Origin of the sequence: Streptomyces sp. NRRL F-4489, from assembly GCF_001509485.1 — a bacterium.
Taxonomy (GTDB): Bacteria; Actinomycetota; Actinomycetes; order Streptomycetales; family Streptomycetaceae; genus Streptomyces.
Genome location: NZ_LLZI01000101.1, coordinates 72,275 through 87,248, shown reverse-complemented (window position 1 = coordinate 87,248; position 14,974 = coordinate 72,275). Strand labels below are relative to the sequence as shown.

Here is a 14,974-nt window from a genome sequence, read left to right as displayed (position 1 = left end):
GGTCGCCCGGCGCGAAAGCCCGCCCCCCTCCGCCCCGTCACCGGCTGGCCGCACCCCCACGACCCGTCACCGGACGGCACCCTCCGCCTCCCCGGCGAGTCGGTGGCCGTACTGACGGAGGACTGACCGGCCGGGGAGCGAACTGCCGGGCCGGGTCCCGTACGCACCACGGGCCCCGCCCGGCGCATACGCCCGGCGGGGCCCGTAAGAAACGCAGTAGCGACTACGCCTTGAACTCCTCCACCACGGCCTTGCAGAAGGCTTCCAGATCGGCCGGTTTGCGGCTGGTGATGAGGGTGTTGGGACCCCCGGTGCAGCGGACGACCTCCTGGTCGGTCCAGGTGCCGCCGGCGTTGCGGATATCGGTCTGCAGACTGGGCCAGGACGTCAGGGTCCGGCCGCGGACCACATCGGCCTCGACCAGGGTCCACGGGGCGTGGCAGATCGCCGCGACCGGCTTGCCGGTCTCGAAGAACGAGGCGATCAGCGCGACGGCGCCCTTGTCGAGGCGGAGCGCGTCGGGGTTGGCGACGCCGCCGGGGAGGACCAGGCCGTCGAAGTCCGCGACGGACGCGGCGTCCACGGTCAGGTCGACGGGGAAGGTGTCGGCCTTGTCGAGGTGGTGAAACGCCTGGATCCGGCCCGACTCGGTGGAGATCAGCTTCGGCGTGCCGCCCGCGGCCTTGACGGCCTTCCAGGGCTCGGTCAGCTCGACCTGCTCGGTGCCCTCGGGGGCGACCAGAAACGCGACCTGCATGGAGCGCTCACTTCCCTTCGTCCGGATGCCCCGGCCCGGTGGTGCGGGCCACCGGGCGGGACGGCCGGAAAACGACGGTCGGTCGGTGGATTTCTCTCCCGACCGACCATATCGGGAGGAAGGGCGCGGGTCATCCGCTGAGGTCAGCGGCGTCCCGGGACCCAGGCCCCGAGCCCCGGGCCCCGGCGGGCGGCCTCACACCGGGGACGGCGCCCCGGCCGCCTCCGGACCGGCCGCCTCCGCGCCCTCCAGCTCCCGCTCGCTGGCGGCGACCGCCGCCTCCTCCGCCGCCAGGTCGAGGTTGCGGCTGAGCAGGTAGTACAGGCCGCCGCCGACCAGCAGGCCCGGTACGAAGGCCAGGTCCGCGCCGCCCAGCGCCTCGGTGACCGGCCCGGTGTAGAAGGACGTGGAGAAGAACGGGATCATCGCCACGAACCCGGCCGCGTAGGCGGCGATTCCGCGCCAGGACCAGCGGCCGTAGATCCCGGACGGGTCGAAGATCGCGGTGACCGCGTAGTGGCCGCGCCGGACCCAGTAGAAGTCGACGAGGTTGACCGCCGTCCACGGGATCAGGAAGTAGAGCATCATCAGCACGAAGGTGTTGAAGCTCGCCAGGTAGTTCTCCGGCAGCAGCATCGCCACCGCGAAGATGATCACGCCGATGGCCACGATGCCGGCGATCCGGATCCGGACGGTCGGCTTCACCGCGCGGAAGGCGTCGACCGCGCTGGTGGTGGTGAGCATCGCGCCGTACGCGTTGACGGCCATGATGCCGATCAGCGCGACGGAGGAGACGACCACCGCGAAGGTGCCGAAGCCGGGCAGGATCGCGTTGCCGACCTGGCGGATGCCGTTGATCGCGTCCGGGTGCGGCAGCGCCGAGGAGAGCAGCGCGCCCAGCGACATCAGCCACGCCGCGGAGCCGGCCGCGCCCGCGTACGTCCACCAGATGACCTTGCGCGCCGGGACGTCGCGGGGCAGGTAGCGGGAGTAGTCCGAGACGTAGACCGCGTAGCTGATCTGGTAGCCGGCCGCGGCGGAGAAGACGACCAGGAACGACGTCCAGGAAGCGTGCCCGGCGTGGCCGGCGGCGGCCGCGGCGTGCGGGTGCAGGGTGGCCAGGGCGCCGACGGTGAGCACGCCGAAGACCGCGATCAGCACATACGTCAGCCAGCGCTGGACGAGGTGCAGCAGATCGTGGCCGACGACGGCGAGCACGATGGCGACGCCGATGATCAGCACGTACCAGAGGGTGGTGCCGCCGGGGAAGACCGTGCGCAGGCCCTGCGCGGCCAGGACGACGTTGAAGACGTTGAAGCCGACGTAGACGAAGACCACCGCGGTGAACGGGACGATCGCGCCGCGGATGCCGAACTGCGCCCGCGACTGGATCATCTGCGGCAGGCCCATCCGCGGACCCTGGTTGGCGTGGAAGGCCATGAAGAAGGTGCCGAAGCAGGCGCCGAGGACGACGGCCGCGACGGAGGCGGGCAGGCTCAGGCCCAGGGCCGGGCCGAGGAAGCCGGTGACCATCGTGGTGAGCACGAAGTTGCCGGTGAACCAGAACGGGCCCTGGTGCCACACCTTCCCGTGCCGTTCGCGGACCGGCACGTAGTCGATGGAGCGGACCTCGATCATGCGGGAGCCTCGCCCCTCGCTCGTGCCTTCCATGGGTGCCGTGGGATCCATGGGCTACTCCTCGGGCGGGGCGACAGGTGTGCGGGGTGGGGCCGCGGGCCGGGCGCAGGGGCCTGCCGGTTCCGCGGTGGTGTGAACCTAGGCGCCCGCCCGCCGGGACTCGATCGCCCGATCGTCCATTCAATAGATATGTGGTGGACACTATGTCTATGCCTCTGCGTCTCTCGGACCTGCTGGACCGGCCCGGCCTGCACCTTTCCCTGACCTACGAGGTCCCGCCGGAGCTGCTGGCCCGCACCATCGAGGCGGCGACCGTCTCCGACCTGCTCACCCCGGGCAAGTGGCTCCAGGGCGGCGAACTGCTGATGACCATCGGGCTGCTGCTGCCGATGGAGCCGGACGCCTGCCGGGCGTACGTCCGGGACGTCGCCGAGGGCGGCGCGGTCTGCCTGGCGCTCGGGCTGGGCCACGGCCTGCCGTACCAGGAGGCGCCGGAGGTGCTGGTCGCGGCGGCGAAGGAGGCCGGGCTGCCGCTGCTCACGGTGCCGGACGAGGTGCCGTTCATCGCCGTCACCAAGGCGGTCTTCGACGCCCGGGCCGCCGAGCAGCGGGAGGTGCTGCACCGCGCGTTCGCCACCCAGCGGCGGCTGACCGCGGCCGCGGCGACCAGCGACGGACTCCAGCCGATGCTGGCGGAGTGGACGGCGGCGACCGGCGTCGGCGCCACGGTCCTGGACCCGCTGGGCCGCCAGCTGGCGGCCGCCGAACAGGAGCCGCGGGTCCCCCTCGACCAGGCCCGCGATCTGATCGAACGGGTCGCCGCGCGCGGTCTGCGCGGCAGCGCGACCAGTACGGCCGGCGGCCGGCAGCTGGAGGTGCAGCCGCTGGGCGCGCGCCGGCTGCGCGGGCTGCTGCTGCTCGCCGGCCGCCCCGACGACGCCGCCCGCGCGGTCGTCCCCGGGCTCATCTCCCTCCTCTCCCTGGAGCTGGAGCGGCGCCATCTGCGGGACGAGCCGGAGCGCCGGCGGCGGTCGGCGCTGCTGTCGGAGCTGCTGGCGGACGAGGACCTGACCGCCGACCGGGCCCGGGACATGCTGGCGTCGGCGGGCCTGTCGGCGGAACGGGTCCGGGCCGTGGTCGTGGAGGCGGCGCCCGCCACCGGTCCGCGCGGCCCGGGCGGGGCGCCCTCGCCGGCCGTGCTGTCCGAGGCCGCGGCGCAGGAGATGGCGGCCGATCTGGCGCTGGCGATGCCCGGCGGGCTGGTGCGGGTGACGGCGGGACCGTCCGCCGCGCGGGGGCCGCTGATCGAGGCGGTGGCCGGGGAGGAGCTGGACATCCACGCGGTGCTGGGCCGCTTCGCACCGCACTGCCCGGCGGGCATCGGGCCGGCCACCACGCCGGAGGCGGTACGGGTCTCGCTGCGGCAGGCGGCCGGTCTGCTGGCCGTCAGCCGGACCAGCGGCGCCCCCGCCGAGGCCCGGCAGAGCGAGGCCGCGCGGCTGCTGCTGGAGCTCGGCGACCGCCGGACGCTGCTCGGCTACGCCGACACCGTGCTCGGCCCGCTGGATCTCGCCGACAACGGCGAGGAGCTGATCGCCACCCTCGCCGCCTGGCTGGAGACCGGCGGCGCCTGGGACGCCACCAGCCGCCGGCTCGGCGTCCACCGCCACACCGTCCGCAACCGCCTCGACAAGGCCATGGACCTCACCGGCCGCCGCCTCGACGACCCCGACGACCGCTTCGACCTCTGGCTCGCCACCCGCATCCGACGCGGCGGCCGCGCACCGGGCGGGGCGCGGTAACCAGCGGGCCGCGCGGCACACAACCCCGCTCCCCCCAAAGGCGCTTCACTCTCCCCCCGTCACCGTCTTTACTGCTGAGGTGACCTACGAGATCCGCACCTTCGCCCCCGGCGCCGAGCACGCCACCGCCGCCCCGGCCCCCGCCTCGCGCGGGGGCCGGCTGGTGGCCGTCAGCGATCTGCACGTCCGGTACGGGGAGAACCGCGACATCGTCGAGCGGCTCACCCCGGAGTCCGACGACGACTGGCTGCTGGTCGCCGGGGACGTCGGCGAGTACGCCGAGGACATCCGCTGGGCGCTGACCCTGCTGAGCGGCCGCTTCGCCAAGGTGGTGTGGGTGCCCGGCAACCACGAGCTGTGGACCCCCGCCAAGGACCCGGTCCAGCTGCGCGGCGTGGCCCGCTACGAGTACCTGGTGGAGATGTGCCGGGAACTGGGCGTGGTCACGCCCGAGGACCCGTACCCCGTCTGGGAGGGCGCCGGCGGCCCGGCCGTCATCGCCCCCCTCTTCCTCCTCTACGACTACACCTTCCGTATGCCGGGCGCCGCCTCCGCCCAAGAGGCCCTCGCCATCGCCGAGAAGGCGGGCATCGTCTGCACCGACGAGTACTTCCTCCACCCCGACCCGTACCCGAGCCGGGAGGCGTGGTCCCGGGCCCGCGTCGCCTCGGCCGAGGAGCGGCTCGCCGCGCTCCCCGCCGACCTGCCCACCGTCCTGGTCAACCACTGGCCGCTGGTCCGCGAACCCACCCGCCCGCTGCGGTACCCGGAGTTCGCCCTGTGGTGCGGCACGGAGGCCACCGCCGACTGGCCGCGCCGCTTCCGCGCCGCCACGGTCGTCTACGGGCATCTGCACATCCCGCGGCTGATCCTGTGGGACGGAGTGCCCCACCAGGAGGTGTCGCTCGGCTACCCTCGCGAATGGCGGCGCCGCTCCGGCTCCCCCGGCCGCCCGGTCCAGATCCTGCCCGCCGCGACCACCGGAGTGCCCGCGTGATCGAGAAGCTGCTGCCCGCGCCGATAGCCACCGCCGAATCCTTCACCGACGACCCCGTCGAGGAGATGTACCCGGAGGAGTTCGCGCTGGTCGAGCGGGCGGTACCGCACCGGCAGCGGGAATTCGGCACGGTCCGCAACTGCGCCCGCCGCGCCCTGGCGTCGTTCGGTATCGCCCCGGCGCCGATCCTGCCCGGCCCCGGGCGGGCGCCGCGCTGGCCGGACGGGATCGCCGGCGCGATGACCCACTGCACCGGCTACCGCGGCGCCGCGGTGGCCCGTACCACGGACATCCGCTCCCTCGGCGTGGACGCCGAACCGCACGCCCCCATCGACGACCCCGGCGTCCTCGGCCTCGTCACCCTCCCCGAGGAGCGCGCCCAGCTCACCCGCCTCGCCGCGCACCAGCCGGAGATCTGCTGGGACCGCCTGGTCTTCAGCGCCAAGGAGAGCGTCTACAAGGCGTGGTACCCCCTCACCGGCCGCTGGCTCGGCTTCGAGGACGCCCACCTCACCCTCGACCCCACCGACGCCACCTTCACCGCCCGCCTCCTCGTCCCCGGCCCCACCCTCTCCGGCCGCCCCCTCACCACCTTCACCGGCCGCTGGCTGATCGGCTCGGGGCTGGTGATGACGGCGGTGGTGGTGGCGAGGTGAGGGGGCGGGCGGCCGCGCTCACCCCTCGTCCGGGATCAGCTTCAACGAGATGGAGTTGATGCAGTAGCGCTGGTCGGTGGGGGTGGGGTAGCCCTCGCCCGCGAAGACGTGGCCGAGGTGGGAGCCGCAGCGGGCGCAGCGGACCTCGGTGCGGAGCATGCCGTGGCTGCGGTCCTCCAGGAGCTCGACGGCGTCGGTGTCCTTGGGGTCGTAGAAGGACGGCCAGCCGCAGTGGCTCTCGAACTTGGTGTCGGAGCGGAAGAGTTCGGCGCCGCAGGCGCGGCAGGAGTAGACGCCGGCGGTCTTGGTGTCGGTGTACTCGCCGCGGAAGGCGGGCTCGGTGCCGCCCTGGCGGAGGACGTGGTACTCGGCCGGGGACAGCTCGGCGCGCCACTGGTCGTCGGGCTTGTCGATCTCGTACGGCATGGGGGCCTCCTCAGCTCATGCGCCCAGGCGGGACAGGATGGCGGGGCCGAGGTCGGTCACATCGCCCGCGCCCATGGTGAGAACAAGGTCGCCGGGGCGGGTCATTCCGGCGATGAGGTCCGGGATCGCGGCCTTGTCGGCCTCGGGGGTGACGTCGGCGCCGGCGGCGCGGGCGGCGTCGGTGATCAGGGCGCTGGTGACGCCCGGGATCGGGTCCTCGCGGGCCGGGTAGATGTCCAGGACGACGGAGGCGTCGGCGAGGGCGAGGGCCTGGCCCATCTCGGTGCCCAGCTCCTGGGTGCGGGAGTACAGGTGGGGCTGGAAGACGACGAGGATCCGGCCGCCGGTCTCCGCGATGGCGCAGCGGATGGCCTCCAGGTCGGCGGTCATCTCGGTGGGGTGGTGGGCGTAGGAGTCGATGACCTGGACGCCGGCGGCCTCGCCCTTGAGCTGGAGGCGGCGCTTGACGCCGGTGTACTTGCCGAGCGCGTCGGCGAGCTGGTGCGGCGGGAGGTCCAGGGCGACGCCGGCGGCCAGGGCGGCGACGGCGTTGTGGGCGTAGTGCCGGCCGGGGACGGAGACGGTGAAGGTGAGGATCTTGCCGCTGGTGAGGGTGACGGTGACGTCGCTGGTCAGGCCGTGCGGGGTGATCTGGAGGATGCGGACGCCGGCGTCCTTGGACTCGCCGTAGGTGACGATCTCGATGTCGTCGCGCTTCAGCCGGGCGGTCAGCTCGCGGGCGCCGGGGTGGTCGGCGGAGATGACCAGGGTGCCGCCGGGGCGGATGCGGCCGGCGAAGGTCTCGAACGAGGCGTAGATCTCGTCCATCGAGGCGTAGTTGGCGTGGTGGTCCAGCTCGACGTTGAGGACGATGGCGACCTCGGGGGCGTACTTGTGGAAGCTGCGGTCGCTCTCGTCGGCCTCGGCGACGAAGATCTGGCCGCTGCCGTGCTCGGCGTTCGACCCGGGGGCGTCGAGGTCGCCGCCGATGGCGTAGGACGGCTTCAGGCCCAGGGCGCCGAGGGAGACGGCGAGCATGGACGTGGTGGTGGTCTTGCCGTGGGTGCCGGCGACGGCGATCGGGCGCAGGCCCTCCATGAGGGCGGCCAGCGCGTCGGAGCGGTGGACGACGGGGATGCCGCGCTCGCGGGCGGCGGCCAGCTCGGGGTTGTCCGGCCGGATCGCGGAGGAGACGACGACGGCGGTGGCGTCCGGGGCGAGGTGCTCGGCGGCGTGGCCGAGGTGGACGGTGGCGCCGAGGGCGCGCAGGGCCTGGGCGGTCGCGGAGTCCTTGGCGTCGCTGCCCGCCACCCGGGCGCCGCGCTGGGTGAGGATCTTGGCGATGCCCGACATGCCGGCGCCGCCGATGCCGATGAAGTGCGGCCGTTCCATCGTGGCTGGGATGGCGGGTGCCATGGGCGGTCTCTCCCTGATCGTCGAGCGTGGCGTGCGGGCGGCGCGGGGGCGCGGGGCCGGTACGCGGGGTGCCGTACGCCGGACCGCCGTCCCTCGTGCTGCGGACGATTCTCGCACCCGGCACTGACAGCGGCGGTCCGCGGCCCCGCGCGGGGTGCGGCGCGGCGGCTCAGCGGCGGATCAGGCCGCGGGCGGTGGCGGCGGCGACCGCGGCGGTGCGGGACTCCACCCCGAGCTTCGAATAAATATGGACGAGGTGGGACTTCACGGTCGCCTGGCTGAGGAAGAGGCGTTTGCTGATCGCCGCGTTGGACAGCCCGTCGGCGACGAGCTGGAGGACCTCGGTCTCGCGGCGGGACAGGGCGGCGGCGGGCGTCCGCATCCGGTCCATCAGGCGCAGCGCGACGGTGGGGGCGAGCGCGGACTTCCCGGCCGCGGCGGACCGCACCGCGGCGGCCAGCTCGTCCGGCGGGGCGTCCTTGAGGAGGTAGCCGGTGGCGCCGGCCTCGATGGCGGCGAGGATGTCGGCGTCGCTGTCGTAGGTCGTCAGGATCAGGACGCGGGGCGCGCCGGGGCGGGCGGTGATCTCGGCGGTGGCCCGCGAGCCCAGCATCCGGCCGCCGAACTGGAGGTCCATGAGGACCACGTCGACGTCCAGGCGGGCGGCCAGTGCCACGGCCTCCTCGGCGGTCGGCACATCGGCGGCGATCTCGAAGTCCGGTTCGGTCTCCAGGACGGCGCGCAGCCCGGCCCGTACGACGGGGTGGTCGTCGGCGAGCAGCAGCCGGACGGGGGCGGCGGATGCGGTCACGGGGCGGCTTCCTGGGCGGTACCGGGGACGGCGGACGGGTCGGGGCAGGGCAGGGTGACGGCGAGGGCGGTGCCCTCCCCGGGGGCGGACTCGACGGCCAGGGTCCCTTGGAGGGCGCGGGCCCGGGCGCGCATGGCGGCCAGGCCGAAGCCGGAGCCGCCGGCCGCCGCGGAGCCGGGGGGCGGCACGTCGGCGGGCACGAAGCCGGTGCCGTCGTCGACGACGTCGAGGGCGACCTCGGTGTCCATGTAGCTCAGGGTCAGCTCGACGCGGCGGGCGGCGGCGTGCTGGACGGTGTTGGCCAGCGCGGACTGGGCGATGCGCAGCAGGGCGACCTCGTGCGGGGTGGGCAGCGGGGCGGGGGCGCCGGAGACCTGGCAGTGCACGGCGAGCCCGGAGGTGCGGGCGGTGGCGGCGCACAGCCGCTCCAGGGCGGCCGGCAGCGAACCGGCCTCCAGGCCGGGCGGGCTGAGGGCGCGGACGAAGCGGCGGGCCTCGGCGAGGTTGTCGACGGCGGCCGTCCGGGCCTGGCGGATATGGCCCAGGGCGGTCTCCGGCCGCTCCGGTACGGCGCGTTCGGCGGCCCGGAGCAGCAGTTGGATGCTGGACAGGCCCTGGGCGAGGGTGTCGTGGATCTCGCGGGCCAGCCGCTCGCGTTCGGCCAGGACGCCGGCGGCCCGCTCGGCGGCGGCCAGGTCGCTGCGGGCCTCGGTCAGCTCCTCGATGAGGCGGCGGCGCTGCTCGCTCTCCCGGTAGAGGGCTTGGTAGCCGAGCACCACGGCTACCGCGACCGCGGCGCCCAGGACCGGGCCGATGAGGGTGCCGACGCCGAGGGTGCCGGTGTGCCAGGCGAAACCGGCGATGGCGGCGGCCGTACTGGCGGTGACGGCGGGCAGCGCCCAGCGCAGCGGCAGCAGGTGGAGTTCGACGAAGAAGAGCGGGAAGGCCAGCCAGACGCCGTCGGGGGTGAGCGCCAGCAGCACCAGCCACACGGCCGCGACGGCGGCGAGCCAGAGCGCGGCGGCGCGGGCCGAGCCGCGGACCCGGGGCAGCGCGGGCCCGAGGACGTAGAGCGCCAGGAGGACCGCGGCGGTGGCGAGCACGGCGGGGGCCGCGGGCGCGCCGCCGGCCACCGCGCGGACGGCGGCGAGCGCGAGCAGCGCGGCCACCATCAGGTGGAGGCACAGGCGCAGCACGCGCAATACGGGCGTGAGGGAGTGGTCGGTCCTGGCTTCTTCGGTCACGGCCCCTTCAGGCTACGGGCCGGCCGCGGGCCCGGCATCAACCGAAAGGTGGAGGCCGGGCGGCCGAAAGGCGGCCTCCGGACCGCACCCTTCGGCCGCGCGGAACCACTCCCGGGCGCGATGCCCCGGGCCCCCGCCCCGGGCGACGGTGGAGGCCAGCCGCCGGGCAGCGGGCCCGGCACCGACCCGAGGATGGCCGCGTTTTCGTGTTCGTCGCCTGGAGAGACCTGAGATTCGCCAAGGGGCGGTTCGCCCTGATGGGGACCGTCGTCACGCTGATCACGGTGCTGGTGGGGCTGCTGTCCGGCCTGACCGCCGGCCTGGGCCGGGAGAACACCTCGGCGATCACCGCGCTCCCCGCCGACCACCTGGTCTTCGCCGCCCCGGCCGGGGACGGCAAGCCGTCGTTCACCGACTCCCGGCTGCCGGAGCGCGCGGTACGGGAGTGGGCCCGGGTGCCGGGCGTACGGGACGCCGACCCGTTGGGCATCGCCACGACGAAGGCCGAGGGGGCCGGCGGGCGGACCGCGGCGGTATCGGTGTTCGGGGTGCGGCCCGGCTCCCGGCTGGCGCCCGCCGCCTCCGGGGTGCGGGACGGCGCGGTGGCGCTCTCCCAGAAGGCCGCCGCGGCGCTCGGTGTACGGGCCGGCGACCGCCTGGCGCTGGGCGGCCGTACGGTCGCGGTGTCGGCGGTAACGGGGGCGGCGATGTACAGCCACACCCCGGTGGCGTGGGCCTCGCTGGCCGACTGGCAGCGGCTCTCCGGCGGCGCGGACTCCGGGGGCGCGACCGTCCTCGCCCTGTCCACCACCGGGACGGACGGGCTGGCCGCCGCCGACCGCCGGCTCGGCACCCGTACGGTGGCCGCCGCCGACGCGCTCCAGGCGATCGGCTCGTACAGCGCCGAGAACGGCTCGCTGCAGCTGATGCGGGGCTTCCTGTTCGCGATCTCGGCGCTGGTCATCGGGGCGTTCTTCACGGTCTGGACGATCCAGCGCAGCGGTGACGTGGCGGTCCTCAAGGCGCTCGGCGCCTCCACCCGCTATCTGCTGCGGGACGCGCTCGGCCAGGCCGTGGTGCTGCTGGCGGCCGGGACGGGCCTGGGGACGGCGGTGGCGGCCGGGGTGGGCGCCGCGGTGGGCGGCACCGTGCCGTTCGTGCTGGACCCGTCCACCGTGCTGCTGCCCGCCCTGATCATGATCGCGCTGGGTGCCGTGGGCGCCGCGCTGTCCATCCGCCGCATCACCTCCGTCGACCCGCTGACCGCGCTGGGAAGTGCCCGATGAGCCTCGAACTGACCGATGTCACCCTCACCTACCCCGACGGCGACACCCGGCTGACCGCGCTGGACGCGGTCTCGCTGACCGTGCCGGCGGGGCGCCTGACGGTGGTGATCGGGCCGTCCGGGTCCGGCAAGTCCAGTCTGCTGGCGGTCGCCGCCACGCTGATCCGGCCGGACCGCGGCCGGGTGGTGATCGACGGCACGGACACCGGGGGGCTGAGCCGCGCCGAGCTGACGGCGCTGCGCCGGACCACCATCGGGACGGTCTTCCAGCAGCCGAACCTGCTGCCGTCGCTGACCGCCGCCGAGCAGCTCCAGGTGATGGCCCACCTGGACGGCCGCCCGCCCCGGAAGGCGCGGGCCCGGGCCCGGGAGCTGCTGGCGGCGGTCGGCCTGGAGGCGCAGGCGGAGCGGCGGCCGCACCAGCTGTCGGGCGGCCAGCGCCAGCGGGTCAACATCGCCCGCGCCCTGATGAACGAGCCGGCGGTGCTGCTGGTCGACGAGCCGACCAGCGCCCTGGACCACGAGCGGGGCGCCGCGGTCCTGGACCTGCTGGCCGGCCTCACCCGCGAACGGGGCACCGCCACGGTCCTGGTCACGCACGACCGCGCCCACCTGGAAGGGGTGGACGCGGTGGCGGAGGTGCGGGACGGGCGCTTGCGGCCGGGGGTGGAGGTGCGGGGGTGAGGGGCCTGGGGCCGGCGCCCGAGGGCGCACCCCGCCGCACGCCCCGGGGCACGCGCCCCCGGGCGCTCCCCTAGTCGTCGCGGTGCGAGAAGGTCGGGAACAGGTTCGCGGGCGCGCGGCCTCCGGGCGCGCCGGGGTCCGATGCGTCCGGGGCCGCCGGGCCGGTGCCGTGCTCCTCGTCGCGGGTCCGCTCCTCGTCCCGGTTCCGCCGCCCGCGCCGGGCCCGGCCCTCCGCCCGGCCGCGCTCCGCGCCCGGTTCCCGCTGCTCCGCCATGACAACCCCTTTCCTCGGTACGCCGGTGGTCCGGCCCGTACTGCCGTACGGGTCGCTTTCGACCAGGAACGCACCGATCCGGGGCGGCGGTGAGCCGCAGCGCGCCCGTTCGGGTGGGAGGCGGGCGCCAGGTTGACGGCGGGGGCGGGAGGGGCGCCGGACCGCGCGCGGTTCAGCCGCCGGCCTCCTGCGGCTGGTCGTCGGCGGCGTGCGAGAACAGCTTCAGGACCGGGACGCCGACCTTGTGGCGGGCCCGGGAGGCCCAGTCCCGATGGAAGAACTCCTCGACGAAGTGCGGGGTGGTCAGCACGATCACCTCGTCCGCGCCGGTCTCGTCCACAACGGTCTTCAGCAGGTCCAGCGGGTGGTCCTCGACCACCTGGCCGACCGCCTCCGCGCCGGCGGCCCGCAGCGCCGTCAGAGTGTGCCGCAGCCCCTCCTCGGCGGGCACCACCGCACTCGCCCCGCCCGGCTCGTCGCCCTCCCGCACGGCGTCCTCGAACTCCCCCAGCGCGACGTCGTCGATGGCCCGCAGCAGGACGTCCTGTTTGCCGCGCGGCTGCATGAGGACCACGAAGGAGACCTGGTCGTCGCCGTGGAGGGTGGTGACGAACTCCACGTCGGCGGGCGTCAGAGGCTTCTCGATCATCAATACGCTCGTGAACACGACGGACGCCCTTCTTCTCTTCCGGCACCGTCTGCCACGGCGCCCACAGAAACCATCCTGCCCCGTCGCCACACGGGGCCTGTCGGCTTTTAGTGTGCCCAAAGGAAGCTAAGCGGAACAGATAATTCCGTTCTTTTCGGAGCGGGACGAAGCCGTTCAGCTCCCCCGTCAGCTCCGGCGGTAACGGGTGAACAGGAACCCGGACTCCTCCAATACGGACACCAGCGCGAACCGCTCCGGAACCGCCACCGCCGGCCCGTCCATGATCCGTTGCGCGCCGCCGGCCGTCACCACCGGGGCCAGCGAGAGGCACAGCTCGTCCAGCGCCCCGGCCGCCGCGAACTGGCCCAGCAGCCGCGGCCCGCCCTCGGTCAGCAGCCGGGTGTGGCCCTTCGCGGCCAGCACCTCGGCCACCCGCGCCGGATCGACGCCCGTGCCCTCGCCCGCGAAGAGCACCTCGACGCCCGCCGCGCGGGCCGCCCGCACCCGCTCCTCGGGGGCGCCGGCGCCGGTCAGCACCAGGGTGGGCACCAGGGGCTCGGTGAACAGGGGCAGGGTGAAGTCCAGCCCCAGGCCGGCGGTGACCACCGCGATGGCGGGCGCCGGGCCCTGTCCGGCGGCGGCCCGCCGGGCGGCGAACGCGGCCCGCGCCCGGGCCGGCCGGTAGCCCTCCAGCCGGACCGTTTCCGCGCCCACCACGACCGCGTCCGACAGCGCCCGCAGCACCCCGAAGATCCGCATATCGGCGTCCCCGGAGAGCGGGTGCGAACGGCCCTCGTGGTGGGCGGCGCCGTCCAGGGAGGACACCATGTTGGCGCGCAGCCAGCCGGGGCGGCCGGACCGCACCGGGTCGTCCGCCGCCGGGTACGCGTAGGCGTCGGCCAGCTCGTCCAGCGTCCACTCGCGGTCGGTGGCCGGGTCGGGGCCCGCGCTCCCGTTGGCACCGGGGGGCGCGCCCTCGGTGCCACCGGGGGCCGCGGCGGACGAGGCCGGTGGGGCGGAAGGGGCCGGTGGGGTCGAAGGGGCCGGTGGGGCGGACGAGGGGGATGCGGCGGACGAGGCTGGTGTGGTGGCCGGGGCGGGAAGGGGGAACAGGCGTCGCATGGCGGCAGTGTGACATGCCTCGCTCACCGGACCGGGCGGCCCCGCGCAGCGACTAGGCTGGAGGGCTGTGTCATCTTCCCAGCCCTCGTCCTCGTCCGCGTCCGCCCCGATAGCCGCGCCCCCGGCCGGCGGGGACGGCGCCGCGGCCCCCACCGCGCTCACCTCCCGCGCGCCGCACGTCCCGGCCGAGCGCCTGGTCGCCGAGATGGTGCCGCCGCCGCGCTTCCAGGGCGCCCGCTTCGACACCTACCTCCCGGACCCGGGGCAGCCCAGCCAGGCCGAGGCGGTCGAGGTCCTGCGCGGCTTCGCGGCCGGTATCGGTGGCGGGACCGGCGCGGACGCCGGCGGGAAGCGGCGCTGGTTCTCCCGGGCGCCGAAGAAGCCCGCCGCCCCGAAGGGGCCGCGCGGTGTCTATCTGGACGGCGGCTACGGCGTCGGCAAGACCCACCTGCTCGCCTCCTTGTGGCACGCCACCCCCGCCGACCCCGCGCACAAGGCGTTCGGCACCTTCGTCGAGCTGACCAACCTGGTCGGCGCGCTCGGCTTCCAGCAGACGGTGCGGACGCTCAGCGGCCACCGGCTGCTGTGCATCGACGAGTTCGAGCTGGACGACCCCGGCGACACGGTGCTGGTCTCCACGCTGCTCGGCAAGCTGGTCGAGGCCGGTGTCGCGCTGGCCGCCACCTCCAACACGCTGCCCGGGAAGCTCGGTGAGGGCCGGTTCGCGGCCGCCGACTTCCTGCGCGAGATCCAGGGCCTGAGCGCCCACTTCCGCCCCCTGCGGATCGACGGCGAGGACTACCGCCACCGCGGTCTGCCCGAGGCGCCCGCGCCGTTCGACCAGGACGCGGTGGTCCGCGCGGCGCACCGCACCCCCGGCGCCTCCCTGGACGACTTCCCGGCCCTCCTGGACCACCTCTCGACGGTCCACCCGAGCCGCTACGGCGCGATGTGCGACGGGATCACGGCGGTCTGCCTCACGGACGTCCAGGCGGTGCCGGACCAGTCCACCGCGCTGCGCCTGGTGGTGCTCGCCGACCGGCTCTACGACCGCGAGGTGCCGGTGCTGGCCTCGGGCAAGCCCTTCGCCGAGCTGTTCAGCGACGAGATGCTCAACGGCGGCTACCGGAAGAAGTACTTCCGCGCGATTTCCCGCCTGACGGCGCTGGCTCGGGACGCCAAGACGCTGGTGGGGTAGGCCCGTAGGGCGGTT

Annotated in this window: 15 protein-coding genes; 6 read left to right on the top strand and 9 right to left on the bottom strand. The window is 74.9% G+C overall.

What is annotated here, in order from left to right; translation table 11 throughout:
• Positions 1-223 precede the first annotated feature (223 nt).
• Entirely contained in the window at positions 224-757 is a 534-nt protein-coding gene (locus ADL22_RS10310) for a type 1 glutamine amidotransferase domain-containing protein (RefSeq protein ID WP_066976036.1), read from the bottom strand.
• Between the two features lie 195 nt (positions 758-952).
• Complete coding sequence (locus ADL22_RS10305; RefSeq protein WP_066976034.1) at positions 953-2,446, bottom strand: purine-cytosine permease family protein; 1,494 nt, start codon at positions 2,444-2,446, stop codon at positions 953-955.
• Between the two features lie 158 nt (positions 2,447-2,604).
• Here ADL22_RS10305 and ADL22_RS10300 point away from each other — a divergent pair, with 158 nt between their 5' ends.
• From ADL22_RS10300 to ADL22_RS10290, 3 genes are all read left to right on the top strand, one after another.
• Positions 2,605-4,197 (top strand): PucR family transcriptional regulator, encoded by a 1,593-nt coding sequence (locus tag ADL22_RS10300; RefSeq protein ID WP_066976032.1) that lies wholly within the window; start codon positions 2,605-2,607, stop codon positions 4,195-4,197.
• 79 nt (positions 4,198-4,276) lie between these two features.
• The gene (locus tag ADL22_RS10295) at positions 4,277-5,194 is read left to right on the top strand and encodes a metallophosphoesterase family protein (RefSeq protein ID WP_066976030.1); all 918 of its coding nucleotides are present in this window, start codon (positions 4,277-4,279) and stop codon (positions 5,192-5,194) included.
• Positions 5,191-5,850, top strand: coding sequence for a 4'-phosphopantetheinyl transferase family protein (locus ADL22_RS10290; protein ID WP_066976028.1), 660 nt, complete (start codon positions 5,191-5,193; stop codon positions 5,848-5,850). Before ADL22_RS10295 ends, ADL22_RS10290 begins: the two co-directional genes overlap by 4 nt.
• An 18-nt stretch (positions 5,851-5,868) precedes the next feature.
• On the opposite strand, the gene msrB is transcribed toward ADL22_RS10290, so the two are convergent.
• From msrB to ADL22_RS10270, 4 genes are all read right to left on the bottom strand, one after another.
• Positions 5,869-6,276: a peptide-methionine (R)-S-oxide reductase MsrB gene (gene msrB, locus ADL22_RS10285; RefSeq protein ID WP_066976026.1), complete on the bottom strand. Its 408-nt coding sequence runs from the start codon at positions 6,274-6,276 to the stop codon at positions 5,869-5,871.
• Between the two features lie 15 nt (positions 6,277-6,291).
• Positions 6,292-7,692: a UDP-N-acetylmuramate--L-alanine ligase gene (murC, locus tag ADL22_RS10280; RefSeq protein ID WP_066976024.1), complete on the bottom strand. Its 1,401-nt coding sequence runs from the start codon at positions 7,690-7,692 to the stop codon at positions 6,292-6,294.
• 169 nt (positions 7,693-7,861) lie between these two features.
• Complete coding sequence (locus ADL22_RS10275; RefSeq protein WP_066976022.1) at positions 7,862-8,503, bottom strand: response regulator; 642 nt, start codon at positions 8,501-8,503, stop codon at positions 7,862-7,864.
• A complete protein-coding gene (locus ADL22_RS10270; RefSeq protein WP_066976020.1) occupies positions 8,500-9,747 on the bottom strand; it encodes a sensor histidine kinase in 1,248 nt (415 codons plus the stop codon). The genes ADL22_RS10275 and ADL22_RS10270 overlap by 4 nt, the downstream gene beginning before the upstream one ends.
• Positions 9,748-9,953: 206 nt before the next feature.
• On the opposite strand from ADL22_RS10270, the gene ADL22_RS10265 reads away from it, so the two are divergent.
• Both ADL22_RS10265 and ADL22_RS10260 read left to right on the top strand, forming a co-directional pair.
• Complete coding sequence (locus ADL22_RS10265) at positions 9,954-11,033, top strand: ABC transporter permease (protein WP_066976018.1); 1,080 nt, start codon at positions 9,954-9,956, stop codon at positions 11,031-11,033.
• Entirely contained in the window at positions 11,030-11,716 is a 687-nt protein-coding gene (locus tag ADL22_RS10260) for an ABC transporter ATP-binding protein (protein WP_066976016.1), read from the top strand. The genes ADL22_RS10265 and ADL22_RS10260 overlap by 4 nt, the downstream gene beginning before the upstream one ends.
• 70 nt (positions 11,717-11,786) lie before the next feature.
• Here ADL22_RS10260 and ADL22_RS35215 read toward each other — a convergent pair whose 3' ends face one another.
• From ADL22_RS35215 to ADL22_RS10245, 3 genes are all read right to left on the bottom strand, one after another.
• On the bottom strand, positions 11,787-11,990 hold the full coding sequence (locus ADL22_RS35215) for a hypothetical protein (RefSeq protein ID WP_066976014.1): 204 nt from the start codon (positions 11,988-11,990) through the stop codon (positions 11,787-11,789).
• Between the two features lie 172 nt (positions 11,991-12,162).
• A complete protein-coding gene (locus tag ADL22_RS10250; protein WP_066976012.1) occupies positions 12,163-12,657 on the bottom strand; it encodes an indole-3-glycerol phosphate synthase in 495 nt (164 codons plus the stop codon).
• Positions 12,658-12,825: 168 nt separating this feature from the next.
• Positions 12,826-13,761, bottom strand: coding sequence for a pyrimidine reductase family protein (locus ADL22_RS10245; RefSeq protein WP_234430629.1), 936 nt, complete (start codon positions 13,759-13,761; stop codon positions 12,826-12,828).
• Positions 13,762-13,828: 67 nt separating this feature from the next.
• Here ADL22_RS10245 and zapE point away from each other — a divergent pair, with 67 nt between their 5' ends.
• A complete protein-coding gene (gene zapE, locus ADL22_RS10240; RefSeq protein ID WP_420711552.1) occupies positions 13,829-14,959 on the top strand; it encodes a cell division protein ZapE in 1,131 nt (376 codons plus the stop codon).
• Positions 14,960-14,974: the final 15 nt, after the last annotated feature.

Excerpts from the sequence above, each read along its gene's own strand:
- ADL22_RS10310 (WP_066976036.1), bottom strand. The coding sequence starts at position 757 with ATGCAGGTCGCGTTTCTGGTCGCCCCCGAGGGCACCGAGCAGGTCGAG.
- ADL22_RS10305 (WP_066976034.1), bottom strand. The coding sequence starts at position 2,446 with ATGGATCCCACGGCACCCATGGAAGGCACGAGCGAGGGGCGAGGCTCC.
- ADL22_RS10300 (WP_066976032.1), top strand. The coding sequence starts at position 2,605 with ATGCCTCTGCGTCTCTCGGACCTGCTGGACCGGCCCGGCCTGCACCTT.
- msrB (WP_066976026.1), bottom strand. The coding sequence starts at position 6,276 with ATGCCGTACGAGATCGACAAGCCCGACGACCAGTGGCGCGCCGAGCTG.
- murC (WP_066976024.1), bottom strand. The coding sequence starts at position 7,692 with ATGGCACCCGCCATCCCAGCCACGATGGAACGGCCGCACTTCATCGGC.
- ADL22_RS10260 (WP_066976016.1), top strand. The coding sequence starts at position 11,030 with ATGAGCCTCGAACTGACCGATGTCACCCTCACCTACCCCGACGGCGAC.
- ADL22_RS35215 (WP_066976014.1), bottom strand. The coding sequence starts at position 11,990 with ATGGCGGAGCAGCGGGAACCGGGCGCGGAGCGCGGCCGGGCGGAGGGC.
- ADL22_RS10245 (WP_234430629.1), bottom strand. The coding sequence starts at position 13,761 with ATGCGACGCCTGTTCCCCCTTCCCGCCCCGGCCACCACACCAGCCTCG.